Below are 12,810 nucleotides of genomic sequence, written 5' to 3'. Positions count from 1 at the left end.
GGGAGAGGAGGGTTTGAGATGAGACAGGTGCTACTGCTGATGTTATTTGGTTTTCTCGTGTTTATATATCCAGCACAGCAATTAAATCAATATGATTATCATTCTGCTGACAAACCGACGATCAGTGAATTTGCTTATCTCCCAGATGCAAAGTTGATTCCTCCCCCGACATCCGTTTCTCTTCAGAAACAAAAGGTCATTGGCCCTTTTGTTCCGTTTACGAGTGAGCAGAACTTTCAGGATCATCTTACATATCCTCAAAAAAACATGATGCAAATAGAAGCTTTTCCTGATGCGAGAGGCTTCCTGAATGTATATGCTGTTCACTCTAATTACCTCATCAACCTTCTATAAACAATCATTCACTAATAGCTATGATGCCGAACTGCTATGACATTTTCTTGATAAGTTTAAAATGATGAATGCTCATAGTTGAGGGGCAATAATGATGGCTAAGCAAGCTTGAATGTTTCGGATGGGCTGTTCTTTTAACCCTTACAATTATGGGGAGGATTAAGCTCTCAGGGAACTGTCTAGTCATCGTGTACTGCAGTTAGTGTTATTTTATTTTAAATAAGTACAATGTTTTGATAGATCATAGAGGAGGCAATATTTTGAGTGAAAGTAAACCGTTAGAAGAGTTAATTAATGAAACGAAAATTCATAAAAAAACACCGCTTCAAGAAAAAGCGAGAAGAACGTTTATGATTACATTAGGTGCCGTCATTATGGCTGTTGGTCTAGAAGTTTTTCTAGTACCCAATCAGGTTATTGACGGAGGGATTGTTGGTATTTCCATTATGCTCTCTCATTTAAGTGGCATTAGCTTAGGAATTTTCTTATTCGTTCTAAACCTTCCGTTTATTTATATTGGCTACAAACAAATTGGCAAGACGTTCGCTTTCTCAACGCTGTACGGTATCGTGATTTTATCCATATCGACTGCGCTATTGCATCCTGTCCCGGCCTTTACTGATGACATACTCTTAGCCACATTGTTTGGCGGAGTGGTCCTCGGAATTGGGGTCGGAATGGTCATTCGTTTTGGGGGATCACTTGATGGAACAGAAATTCTTGCGATTCTTGCGAGTAAAAAGCTTCCGTTCTCTGTTGGAGAAATTATTATGTTCGCGAACCTGTTCATTCTTGGTAGCGCAGGATTCGTATTCAGCTTTGATCGCGCGATGTATTCATTGCTGGCCTACTATGTTGCTTATAAAATGATCGATATTACGATCAAAGGTCTTGATGAATCAAAGTCCGTTTGGATTATTAGCGACAACCATAAAGAACTCGGCGATGCTATTTTGAGTCGCTTAGGCAGAGGGGTAACCTATTTGCACGGCGAGGGTGCTTTTTCTGGTGATGATAAGAAAGTGATTTTCTGTGTGATTACTCGCCTAGAAGAAGCGAAATTAAAAGACATTGTCGCTGACCATGATGATTCGGCTTTCCTTGCGATGGCCGATATTGCAGAAGTAAGAGGTGGTCGCTTTAAGAAGAAAGATATACATTAGTGATGATATAAAAGTCGTTTGAGAGTTGCGGAGGATGATCCTCTAGTGACTCTTTTTTATGTAGTGTAATTCACGCATTTGGATTATTTCGTGGGTGAGTATTAATTCCTTTTGATCCTTTGCTCCTTTTATTGGTAAAATAATAGAAATATCTATTGAAGGCAGGTGTGTCGCGTGGTAGTTATCGTCGTTAAACTTTGTATATCAGCTTGTTTAGGACTCATGATTGGAATTGAACGCGAGTTAAAGCATAAGCCTCTAGGTTTAAAAACGTGTATGGTCATTGCAGTGAGCAGCTGCTTATTAACGATTGTTTCCATTGAATCCGCTGAAACGTACTCTCAGATATCTGACAACATCCGAACAGATCCAATGCGACTTGCTGCTCAAGTTGTTTCTGGGATTGGTTTTATCGGTGCGGGCGTTATTTTAAGACGAAATAATGATGCCATCTCAGGATTAACAACCGCGGCGATTATATGGGGAGCTTCTGGACTAGGTATCGCCGCAGGAGCGGGGTTTTATTTTGAAGCGTTTGTAGGGGCAAGCTTGATCCTGTTTAGCGTAAATATCCTTCCCTGGATTATCAAAAAAATTGGCCCTAGCCAGCTAAGACAGCGTGAGATGAGAGCAAAAATTACGCTTCGAAAAGGAACGAGCATTACCGCATTTATGAAAACAATCCAGGCGGCCGATTTTGAAATCAAGCACGTTCGCGTTCGCGATACAAAGGAAAAAAACCATCAAATAGATTTGCGTCTGCTTACCTTTGAAGCGAATCATACGACTAGTATTTATCAGCAGTTAAGAGACATTGACGGCGCAACGTTTGTGGAGGTTGAGGGGTAGCGTGTGGCGGAGCACGAAGGTGCCTGTCACTGCCCGATTTAGCTCGCATTCTGTCGAACTCTAAACTAAGTGCTTCGGAGTGGCCATTCGTCGTATTCTAATATTTCCTTCTCCTGAATAGAGTAATACAGAGGTGCGCTACTTCTATTTTACGACGTTGGAGATGACGAACGATGGTAGTTGTGCTTATTAAACTAAGTATTTCAGCTTTGCTTGGATTACTGATTGGGATTGAGCGAGAGTTAAAGCATAAGCCACTCGGTTTAAAGACTTGTATTGTCATTGCAGTAAGCAGCTGTTTGCTAACGATTGTGTCGATTGAATCGGCGGAAACGTTCGCGGAGCTTTCCCCGAATATTCGAACGGATCCAATGCGATTGGCGGCTCAAATTGTTTCTGGGATTGGTTTTATCGGTGCTGGTGTAATCTTGCGGCGTAATAATGATGCGATTTCTGGCTTAACAACTGCAGCGATTATTTGGGGAGCATCTGGATTAGGAATAGCAGCGGGTGCCGGTTTTTATTATGAAGCATTTGTTGGTGCTGGATTGATTCTGTTCAGTGTGAATATTCTTCCATGGATCATTAAACGGATTGGACCAAAAGCACTTAGACAGCGGGAAATGCGTGCCAAAATTACGTTAAAGAAAAGTGTAGAAGTGACTCATTTTATGAAAGCCATTGTGGCAAATGATTTTGAGATTCGACACGTTCGTGTGCGGGATACAAAAGATAGAAACCCGCAAGTTGAGTTGAAACTGATGACGTTTGAAAAAAATCATACGACGGATATTTATCAGCTTCTTCGAAAAGTGGAAGGCGTAAATGAAGTAGAGGTTGAAGGGTAAATGAGTCGTTGCGTGATCTAAAAAGGGAAGGAGGTAGCCATTTATGAGCCACCTCCTCTTTTTTATTTTTCCAACGGTGGTAGTAAGGAAAATTCATAGCCCTCGGCGCGGATTTTTTTGATTAGATCTGGGAGCACCTGGATAGTTTGTTGTAGTTCATGAAGGAGAATAATGGCCCCATTTTCAAGGTTCTGAATCACATTTTGTAAGATTTCTTCCGGACGGCGTGCAAGTTCCCAATCCATTGAGCTAATTCGCCACATCACCGTTGTTAAGCCAAGATCCTGAGCTGCTTTAATTGTCTCAAGATTATATTGACCAAACGGCGGCCTAAAATAAGTCACAGGTGAGCCGGTGATTTCGTAGATTTTTAGCTTGCTGTTTTCAAGCTCCTCAAACTGCTCGGCATAACTAAGTTTTGTTAAATTAGGATGTTTGCAAGAGTGGGTGCCAATTGGGTGACCTTCATCTAGTACTCTTTTCCAAGGTCTTTCTTTATAGAGGAGGCGTGACTGCCAGAAAAACATGGCTTGTACCTCTTCCTTTTTTAAAATATCGAGAAGTTTAGGAAGCACACGTCCTGGACCATCATCAAAGGTTAAGATGACTGTCTTATTTGCTCCTTTTTCTCCTGATGTAATGACGTTTTGATCAATAGAGTCGTACACGACCCTTGAGCTGTCAACGACTCATGGACTTTTAATCATCATCGTTTCCTCCTTTCTTTAGCTCTGCCAGACTTTTTTCGTACATGTTAACCATAGCTGAGATTTCTTGTGTCGCAGAATGGTGCTCTTCAACATACGCAGTTGCATTTTCACCTAGTACTTCTCGGAGAGACGCTTTCTCGATTAAACGAATCGCATATGTTAAGAATTGATTGATGCCGTCATAAACGAATCCAGTCTCTTCGTTCGAGACGAGGCTCATGTTTCCTTTGTTTTTTGAGACGAGTACAGGTAAACCGAAACTCATTGCCTCGAGGATAGCAGAGGATTGTCCTTCGCTATGAGATGTATTAATTACAGCATCTGCATTACTGTATAATGCTTCCATGTCTTTATGAGGAATCACTCCTTTATAAGTCACCCAGTCACTGTTTTCTAAAACTAACTGCTGAACGAGCTCTCCCTCATCAGTCTCTATTATTGGGCCGACAATCGTTAAGTTAATGTTTGCGTTAGTTTTGCGTAATTCCAGTAGACTATTAATTGCGAACGGAATGTTTTTTACTTTTCGTATGCCTGCGGGAAGAAGAAAATGGAACGTGTCCTGTGTGGTTTTCTCTAGTACGTTTCTTTTTCTAGAGGTGCTCGTCCCCTGTGCAATCACATAAAGCTTATTTTCTAATTTTGGTAAAATATCGAGAACAATGCGCTTAGCCTTTTCATCAAAAACATGGACTGCTAACGCATTCGTTAAACAGGCAATAACATCGTTTTTTCTAGTTGGGTTCATTAGGTCATGGTTCAAATCCGTTCCCGTTAATGTAACGGTATAATTTGTGATTGGAGGACTTATTGATTTGATAAATTGATAAAAACGATAAGCATTAAAACCGTGAATCAAATCAGCCTCTTTAAGAGAATGATGATGATCGTCTTGCTCTGTTATAGAGATCACTTCTGTTTCGATACCAGCATGAATCAATCCATCAGCAATACGCCGAACGGTGATCGTATTACCACGAAGCTGGTGAAAGAAAGGGGTAGCGAGGATAACTTTCATGCATGCTCATCCTTTAGTCATTTGGTTGGTTTGGGTGGTGACAGGCACTCCCCGATATTTGTCATATTGTGTACTCTCATCTTCCTTCTGATAAAGTTTGATTGAAGGAACAGTTGTGATTTTGGTTCGTACTGTATATTAGTTTACTAAAGATTAGGAGTGTGACAAATATGAAGGGGTTTTTTCGAAGGTTAATGGGATTAGAGAAATGTATGATTTGTCATAAGAAACCTACACGTCCTCAATATTATTTAGATGATGAGGGAAATCGGAAGCCGGTTTGCTTTAAATGTGTGTCCTATGCGGAGAGAAGGGCTTATCGGAAGGCGTAATATGTGTTAAATAAACGTTTGTTTAATATCAAAATAAAAGAGTGAAGAGTCCTATGAATAGGGCGCTTCACTCTTTTAACGTAGACCAAGCTTGCCTGTACTTATTTAAGCTAATTTACTGAGATATACAAAGAAAAACATGGTAGCATGTTATTATTTCTTTTATCCTTATAATGTTTCACTGCTATACTCATTAAGGAGTCTGCTGTGATAAACATTTCATTATGGTTGAAGAAGACCTTCTGGTTATAATAGAACGAGGTTTGTTTTGAAGGAGGAAAAGCATGAAGCAACACGAAGAAACGCCTAAAGATGATCCGCGATACCTCGTGGCCAATCGTGAAGCGCTTATTGGCGTTGGGCTTGTTTTAATAAATTTTATACTCTGGTATGGATTTGCCTACGGTTTTGGTTCAAAACCAGTAGAGGAGTATAGCTATATATGGGGATTACCAGCGTGGTTTTTCTACAGCTGTCTGCTTGGAACTGGGATTGTGATTGTCCTTGTAATTTTAGCGGTTGTCTTCTTGTTTAAAGAAGTTCCGTTTGATAAGGAGGAGGACGAATGAATTGGCAAGTTGTAATTCCTCTCCTTATTTTTCTTGTTATCATTTTTCTTATTGGTTTTTATGCTTCAACACATTTGAAATCGACTTCGAACTTTTTGCAAGAGTATTTTCTAGGTAGTCGGCAACTTGGTGGATTTATACTCGCGATGACGATGATTGCTACATACGGAAGTGCCAGTAGTTTTATCGGAGGCCCGGGTGTAGCTTACACGATGGGTCTTGGATGGGTGCTTTTATCGATGTCACAGCTTGCCACTGGTTACTTCGTATTATCTGTTCTTGGGAAAAAATTTGCGATTGTGGCTCGGAAAATTCGGGCAGTAACGTTGATTGATTTCCTGAAGGAACGTTACCAAAGCAAAGCGGTTGTCATTTTATCTGCGCTTAGTATCATTATTTTCTTATTTTCCGCGATGGCTGCTCAGTGGGTCGGTGGTGCAAGACTCATTGAATCGCTGACAGGGTTGCCTTATACGGGGGCGCTGTTTATTTTTGCGGTGTCTGTTCTTGTGTATGTTATCATCGGCGGATTTCGCGCGGTTGCGATCACGGATACGGTACAGGGCATCGTGATGTTAGGTGGAACGCTTGTCATCCTAATTGGAACGGTTATAGCGGGTGGTGGCGTTGAGAGCATTGTTACTACGCTTGCGTCTGAAAATCCTGACTTAATTTCTCCTTTTGGTGCTGATCGATCTTTAACACCACTTTATGTATCGTCTTTCTGGATTCTCGTGGGCGTTGGGGTCGTTGGTTTGCCACAGGTAGCCGTTAGAGCGATGTCTTATAAAAGCTCAAAAGGCATGCATCGTGCTTTAATAATTGGAACGATCGTAGTTGGCGTCATTATGCTCGGAATGCATCTCACTGGGGTGTTTGCACGGGCGGTGCTTCCTGGAATTGAGGTAGGAGATACGGTTATGCCGAGAATTGCTCTAGAAGTGCTACCGTCCTGGCTTGCGGGAATTGTTTTGGCTGCTCCTATGGCTGCTATCATGTCTACAGTGGATTCCTTGTTACTACTTGTTAGTTCTGCCATTGTGAAAGATGTCTACCTGAATTACGTAAAGCCTGAAGCGAGCGATCAAACGATCAAACGAATTAGCGTAGGTGTGACAATGGTATTGGGAATATTGGTGTTTGCAATGGCTGTTAACCCTCCGGAACTTCTCATTTGGTTAAACTTATTCTCCTTTGGAGGCCTTGAAGCTGCGTTCATCTGGCCGGTTGTTATGGGACTTTATTGGAAGAAGGGCAATGCGAGCGGTGCGATGGCTTCCATTCTTGTTGGAGTAGGAAGCTATATTGGATTTAATACATTAATGCCAAATGCATTTGGGATGCATACGGTTGTGTTGCCGGTACTGCTTTCGTTTCTTAGTTATGTGAGCGTGAGTTTGATGACGGGGAGGCGTCATAAGGAAGTACAGGATGCTGTGGTATTGAAGCTGTGGAAGGCGTGAAGGTTAACGGTGCCTGTCACCACCCGTTATTTGTCACTTCATGTCGAGCTAAACTAAACTCGACTAATGACCTATCCTTTTTAATCAGATGTCTATGATAAAATGAATAGTATCAGCTGCAAAGCAGGGTGGGCGGCGGTACCCCGTTTATGAAAGGGGGTGCTGCCTATAATGATGAGCACATACGAGGCGCTTGTATTGATGATCAGTTTTGCTTCTCTCGTGGTCACGATTATTACTGTTTCAAGTAATAAAAAGAAGTAACCCACCCTGCCCCGGCCAAGGATTAAGGTGAGTTACTTTTTGCCTTTTGAGCCGCCGCTCGTCATGCGGAGCAGCTGTATGGACGCTGGTGCGAAAGCACCGGCGTTCTTTTTTTATACTTTATGTTATCTAGCTCTATTATATGCAATGAAGGGTGCTGTGGCAAGAGGGTGATAGTGCCTGTCACCACCCGTTTTATGGTGTAATATGTCGAATGCATACCATGTCATTTGGGGCAATATCTTGACTGAATAGACGAAGTATATATAATAACCAGCTAATACCTTACGTTTTGTATAATGTGCGATGGCATTCGCTTTGCTATAGTGAATAAAAAGCCGAAAAGGATGAGTGTGAATGGGGATTAACCGAAGTCGTTTACAGAGTCATCTTGAAGAACTCGCTAAGATTGGAAAGATTGGGGAAACAGGAGTCTGTCGTCTTGCTCACTCGAAAGAAGATCGGGAAGCTGTGGAAGTTGTAAAGGGATGGATGGAAGAGGCTGGACTAACTGCTCGAATTGATGGTTTTGGGAATTTAATTGGCAGAATAGAAGGCTCAGAAAAAGATAAGGCAATCCTCATGCTTGGCTCTCACATCGATTCTCAACCTTATGGCGGTCGCTTTGACGGCACGGCTGGAGCTCTTGGAGCGATTGAAGTTGTACATACGATGAAGGACAACGGCGTATTACCAAAGCGAACGATCGAAGTGGTTTGTTTCTCTGATGAAGAGGGTTCACGTTTTAATAAAGGTGTTTTCGGAGTTCGGGCTCTTGCTGGCCTTTTAGAAGATGGTGAACTTGAGCGAAAAGATAAGAAAGGGATGACGCGAAAAGAAGCACTGAAAGAATTCGGTGTCGATCCTGATCTTTCGCAAAGCCCGGTGTACAAGGAAGGTGATATTGAAGCGTTTCTCGAGCTTCATATTGAACAGGGACCGGTTCTGGAATCTAAAGACAAACCTGTAGGAATTGTTTCGGGAATTTCAGGTCCTATCTGGTTAACCGTTACACTTGAAGGATTCGCTGGCCATGCAGGTTCTGTTCCGATGCCGTTACGAAAAGATGCGATGGTTGGAGCCAGTGAGATCATTACGAAATTTGATCAGTTAATAAAAGAAGAGGGGAAAGAAACAACGGTTGGGACTGTGGGAAGTGTGCAGGTATTTCCGAACTCGCGTAACATCATTCCTGAAAAAGTTGAATTTACAATGGATTTGCGTGACATCGACCTGGAGCACCGTACGATGCTTGAGAAAAAACTTTACACGATCATTGAAGAATCCGCCAAGACTTACAAACTAACCTATACGATCACCGAAGATACAAGAAGTGAGCCGCGCTATTGTGCTGACTGGATTAAAGAAATCATGAGTGAAGAGGATAAAGCGCTCGGTTTCGAATCCCCTGTTTTAATGAGCGGACCATTCCATGATGCTCTGTTTATGTCGTATATCAGTGATTATGGGATGATTTTTGTTCGATGTGAAAAGGGGATTAGCCATAACCCGCTTGAGTTTGCGGAAATGGATGATATTGAGAAAGGAGTGCAATTGCTTTATCAAACAGCAGTGCGGATTGCGCAGAAGGAGTAAAATTCGCAGATAATGAAGTTGCTTCATGAAGGAGTTTCACATTTTCAACTTTTTTGGTCACCGTAGTAAATAGAAAAGTCGGTATGCTTTCATTGGCATGCCGACTTTTTCTGTAAATCCACAAAATGATGAGAAGGTTAATGATCACTTATCTTATCAAAAATAGTAATCGCTTGTTTAATTTCTTGAGGGATCGCTTTTGCATGGCCGGTCGTTGAGTCAAAATTCACCTGTATGACCTCTGCTTTTACAAGAGTTTCCTCATTTCTTGTTATAGTGTGCTCAAGTTGAAAACTACTCTGACCTATTTTAGTAATTCGGCAGTACACATCAAGGAGATCATCCAATTTTGCTGGTTTGATGAATTCAATCGTTATTTTCCTTAATACCGGATCAAACAACCGATCTTCAGCAAGTTTCTGTAATCGATCACCTAAGACGTGTCGGAAATACTCAGTGGTAGCAATGTCAATATAAGTAGAATAGTGGGCATTGAATACAATTTTTTGACCGTCGATTTCGGAGTAACGAACGCGGATAGGAAAGGAAAAGTGATAGTTATGTAACATGGTTTACCTCAACTTTCGATTTTCTTTATTTTATCACAATATTCCGTCATTATTTTGCGTATCGATTCGGAATTTCCCGGGTAATGTCTCTATGTGGAAGAGGAATTTCAATTTTATTCGTGAAACATGTAGGATAAAGACAATTTGAGTTAAGGAGTGGAATGTAAATGAAACCCAAAGTATATATTACGCGGAAGTTGCCAGATGAAATCGTGAAGCCTATCCGTGAAACATGTGAAGTAAGGATGTGGGACCAGGAAAAAGAACCAGTGCCGCATGCTGTCTTAGAAGAAGAAATTAAGCGGGTGGACGGGCTTTTTTGTATGTTAACTGAACAAGTAGATCACTCACTTCTAAAAAAAGCTAACAACCTGAAAGTAGTAGCCAATATGGCTGTAGGTTATAACAACATTAATATAGAAGCAGCTAAAGAATGCGGGATTGTTGTGACGAATACTCCGGGGGTTCTGACGGAAACAACAGCCGACTTAACCTTTGCTTTACTAATGGCTACCGCACGCCGAATTCCTGAAGCATCCAATTATTTGCGTGAAGGAAACTGGGAAGCCTGGTCACCTATGCAGCTAACAGGGCAGGATATCCATGGGGCGACATTAGGGATTATAGGCATGGGGAGAATTGGGGAAGCTGTGGCGAAAAGAGCTAGAGGATTTGATATGAATGTGGTTTATCACAACCGTCGTCGGAATCAGGAAGCAGAAAGTAGATTAGATCTTCAGTTTAAAGAGTTTGAAGAGCTTTTAAAGGAGTCTGATTTTGTATGTGTTTTGACACCATTAACGCCTGAAACTGAGAATTTAATTGGGGTAGAGCAGCTTGAAACGATGAAGAGGAGCGCTGTTTTAATCAACACAGCAAGAGGAGGAATTGTAAATGAAGATGCTCTTTATGAAGCTCTAACGAATGGTGTTATATGGGCTGCGGGTTTAGATGTTTTTAAAGAAGAGCCAGTACCGCTTGATCATCCCTTGCTTCGTCTTTCAAACGTCGTTACCCTTCCTCATATAGGGAGTGCAAGTGTAAAAACGAGGTTGAGAATGGCAGAAGTCGCTGCTATGAACTTATTGAAAGTACTTGAAGGAGAAGAGGCGCCAAATAAGGTGTAGAGGCAATGGTGCCTGTCACCACCCGATTGGTGTCGAATGCCATATAAAAGAACAGGCACAATGGCCTGTTCTTTTATATGGCATAAAGTTAGTTGATTTCCATCACATTCTTAAAGTCTTCAATTGTATTATAAGGTCTCACGGAATTTCGGTGAATCTGTAGCATGTCATCTCCGGGCTGAACGTAGCCAGCTTGTACAGTAAAAGCAAAGTCGATTCCAGCAACATCCATTGCTTCCATCGTCTGTTCATCGTAAGCCCCATAAGGATAAGCAAGTGCGTTTGTATCACCAATTAATTCAATGCTTGTTTCTACATCTTCTTGAATTTCAGGAAGAGATTTTGAGATTAGATAAGGTGTGCCGTTATCCAAATTGTGAAAACTGTTGGTGTGGCTTGCATATTCGAAGACGTCGCTTGCTGCTTCAATTTCTTGATGACTGAGATATTGATTTGTATCAGTATTATATGGAACGGTTTTGTCTTTATTTCGATTCGTAATCAAAAATTCAACAGCGTGAAAATCATATTTCTTCAATACCGGATAAGCTTCTATGTAATTATTCTTATGACCATCGTCAAACGTAAGTAAAACACTTTTTTCAGGGACAGGTATTTCGCTAGTTATATATTTTTCGAATTCCTCAAGCGTTAACGTAAAAAACTATTTTCATGCAAAACATTCATTTGTTGCTTAAAGTCTTCAAGTAAAACAATGGTGCTTGATAGATTACCATCATTGCCATAGTGTCTCTCTTTCAAATTTTCTTTTGAGATTATATTATGATAGGTTAACACAGGTATATGAGGAGCAGCTCCTCTTTCAGCAGCTTCTTCTAGTTTTTGAATTCTAAGTTCTTGCTCATTAATTTTTTCTTCTTCATGATCTTCTTCATGAGAAGCTTCAGCTGTAGAACTGCTTTCATTAGTAGATAATGTAACTTGATCTAGATCAATAGTGCCCATGTCGCCCCATCCAAACCCTACTAAACTCCCGATTATAGCTAGTAATACAAAGCTAAATAAGTAAATTTTTTTCATTTATATCCCTCTTTTTGCCCAATACTACCATTATTTTGGTTTAATTTGGTATTAAAATCACAAAAATATTTCAAAAACCTTGCGAGTGCCTGTCACTACCCGAATCCTGTCGATAAAATTTGATTGACGAGTAAGAGGGGGAAGATTATTCTTGGAGAAAGAGAAGGTTACTGACAAGGGAGGAAGAAAAATGAAGAAGCTACTTTGTTACAGGAATCTATTAAATCCACATGCAACAACACTAATGGTATGGTGAGAAAACCACGAGTTTGGCTACCGAATCATTTCTATCACATCGTGAGTCGAGGAAATCGTAAAGAACTTTTGTTCTACGATAACAGAGATTATCGAACGTTTTTGTCTATCCTCGATCAAGTCTTCGAAACACACCCGTTTGAGTTAGCTTCTTATTGTTTAATGAACAACCACTATCATCTTCAACTTCGCTCCAAAGAACATTCCATTTCAAAGATCATGTCACTCATTAACAAACGATACGCGACTTATTTCAATGGAAGGTATGAGTTAACCGGCCACGTTTTTGAAAAACGCTATTTTGATGAACCGTTAAATAGCTCATCAAACATGCTTGAAGTTAGCCGTTATATTCATTTGAATCCCGTAAAAGCAAACCTTGTCTCAGACCCAGAAGATTATCCCTGGTCGAGCTATCACTACTACCGTTTGCGTAATAAACCTAATAAACCGTACATTTATTTACTTCCGTTAATTGAAGGCTATCATGGGACTATCCATCAAAAGAAAAAGCAGTACTGTAAGTTCGTGATGGCACGAAGAGATGTTATTGTGCAATCCCTTTTGTCACAGAAGGAAGGTTTAAGTTAATTTCAAAATAAAAAAGATGCCGACTTTATCCGGCACCTCCCCTTAATTAAACGTTTGTTTA

General features: G+C 40.8%; 15 protein-coding genes. 10 read left to right on the top strand and 5 right to left on the bottom strand.

Annotated features, from left to right (window positions below; genetic code table 11):
* Positions 1 to 18 precede the first annotated feature (18 nt).
* The 4 genes from Q4550_RS17830 to Q4550_RS17815 all read left to right on the top strand — a co-directional run bounded on the left by Q4550_RS17830 (position 19) and on the right by Q4550_RS17815 (position 3,214).
* On the top strand, positions 19 to 354 hold the full coding sequence (locus tag Q4550_RS17830) for a hypothetical protein (protein ID WP_194218585.1): 336 nt from the start codon (positions 19 to 21) through the stop codon (positions 352 to 354).
* Positions 355 to 704: 350 nt separating this feature from the next.
* Positions 705 to 1,517 (top strand): YitT family protein, encoded by an 813-nt coding sequence (locus Q4550_RS17825; protein WP_194219568.1) that lies wholly within the window; start codon positions 705 to 707, stop codon positions 1,515 to 1,517.
* A 174-nt stretch (positions 1,518 to 1,691) separates the two neighbouring features.
* Complete coding sequence (locus Q4550_RS17820; RefSeq protein ID WP_303534998.1) at positions 1,692 to 2,366, top strand: MgtC/SapB family protein; 675 nt, start codon at positions 1,692 to 1,694, stop codon at positions 2,364 to 2,366.
* 173 nt (positions 2,367 to 2,539) lie between these two features.
* Positions 2,540 to 3,214, top strand: a complete 675-nt coding sequence (locus Q4550_RS17815) for an MgtC/SapB family protein (protein WP_303534997.1) — start codon at positions 2,540 to 2,542, stop codon at positions 3,212 to 3,214.
* 62 nt (positions 3,215 to 3,276) lie between these two features.
* Here the strand turns inward: Q4550_RS17815 and Q4550_RS17810 are convergent, their stop codons facing one another.
* Positions 3,277 to 3,882, bottom strand: a complete 606-nt coding sequence (locus Q4550_RS17810; protein WP_303534995.1) for a polysaccharide deacetylase family protein — start codon at positions 3,880 to 3,882, stop codon at positions 3,277 to 3,279.
* A gap of 31 nt (positions 3,883 to 3,913) precedes the next feature.
* A complete protein-coding gene (locus Q4550_RS17805; protein WP_303534993.1) occupies positions 3,914 to 4,942 on the bottom strand; it encodes a glycosyltransferase in 1,029 nt (342 codons plus the stop codon).
* Between the two features lie 616 nt (positions 4,943 to 5,558).
* Between Q4550_RS17805 and Q4550_RS17800 the strand changes: the two genes are divergently transcribed.
* The 4 genes from Q4550_RS17800 (at position 5,559) to Q4550_RS17785 (ending at position 9,166) form a co-directional block, all read left to right on the top strand.
* Complete coding sequence (locus Q4550_RS17800) at positions 5,559 to 5,843, top strand: YhdT family protein (protein ID WP_194218589.1); 285 nt, start codon at positions 5,559 to 5,561, stop codon at positions 5,841 to 5,843.
* Entirely contained in the window at positions 5,840 to 7,306 is a 1,467-nt protein-coding gene (gene panF / locus Q4550_RS17795; RefSeq protein WP_303534991.1) for a sodium/pantothenate symporter, read from the top strand. The genes Q4550_RS17800 and panF overlap by 4 nt, the downstream gene beginning before the upstream one ends.
* A gap of 171 nt (positions 7,307 to 7,477) precedes the next feature.
* On the top strand, positions 7,478 to 7,570 hold the full coding sequence (locus tag Q4550_RS17790; protein ID WP_242057220.1) for a putative holin-like toxin: 93 nt from the start codon (positions 7,478 to 7,480) through the stop codon (positions 7,568 to 7,570).
* A 357-nt stretch (positions 7,571 to 7,927) separates the two neighbouring features.
* On the top strand, positions 7,928 to 9,166 hold the full coding sequence (locus Q4550_RS17785; RefSeq protein ID WP_303534987.1) for a Zn-dependent hydrolase: 1,239 nt from the start codon (positions 7,928 to 7,930) through the stop codon (positions 9,164 to 9,166).
* Between the two features lie 137 nt (positions 9,167 to 9,303).
* On the opposite strand, the gene Q4550_RS17780 is transcribed toward Q4550_RS17785, so the two are convergent.
* Positions 9,304 to 9,735, bottom strand: a complete 432-nt coding sequence (locus tag Q4550_RS17780; RefSeq protein WP_303534985.1) for an acyl-CoA thioesterase — start codon at positions 9,733 to 9,735, stop codon at positions 9,304 to 9,306.
* 167 nt (positions 9,736 to 9,902) lie between these two features.
* Between Q4550_RS17780 and Q4550_RS17775 the strand changes: the two genes are divergently transcribed.
* Positions 9,903 to 10,862 carry a 2-hydroxyacid dehydrogenase gene (locus Q4550_RS17775; RefSeq protein WP_303534983.1) on the top strand — a complete coding sequence of 320 codons (960 nt, stop codon included), beginning with the start codon at positions 9,903 to 9,905 and terminating at the stop codon, positions 10,860 to 10,862.
* 88 nt (positions 10,863 to 10,950) lie between these two features.
* Here the strand turns inward: Q4550_RS17775 and Q4550_RS17770 are convergent, their stop codons facing one another.
* Entirely contained in the window at positions 10,951 to 11,478 is a 528-nt protein-coding gene (locus tag Q4550_RS17770; RefSeq protein WP_303535156.1) for a polysaccharide deacetylase family protein, read from the bottom strand.
* A 35-nt stretch (positions 11,479 to 11,513) separates the two neighbouring features.
* Positions 11,514 to 11,903: a hypothetical protein gene (locus Q4550_RS17765; protein WP_303534982.1), complete on the bottom strand. Its 390-nt coding sequence runs from the start codon at positions 11,901 to 11,903 to the stop codon at positions 11,514 to 11,516.
* 204 nt (positions 11,904 to 12,107) lie between these two features.
* Between Q4550_RS17765 and Q4550_RS17760 the strand changes: the two genes are divergently transcribed.
* Entirely contained in the window at positions 12,108 to 12,749 is a 642-nt protein-coding gene (locus Q4550_RS17760) for an REP-associated tyrosine transposase (protein ID WP_306558503.1), read from the top strand.
* Positions 12,750 to 12,810 lie beyond the last annotated feature (61 nt).

Source organism: Anaerobacillus sp. 1_MG-2023, assembly GCF_030547345.1.
Classification (GTDB): Bacteria; Bacillota; Bacilli; order Bacillales; family Guptibacillaceae; genus Guptibacillus; species Guptibacillus hwajinpoensis_B.
The sequence above is the reverse complement of the archived record's forward strand: the minus strand, read 5'-3'. Positions and strand labels throughout refer to the sequence as shown.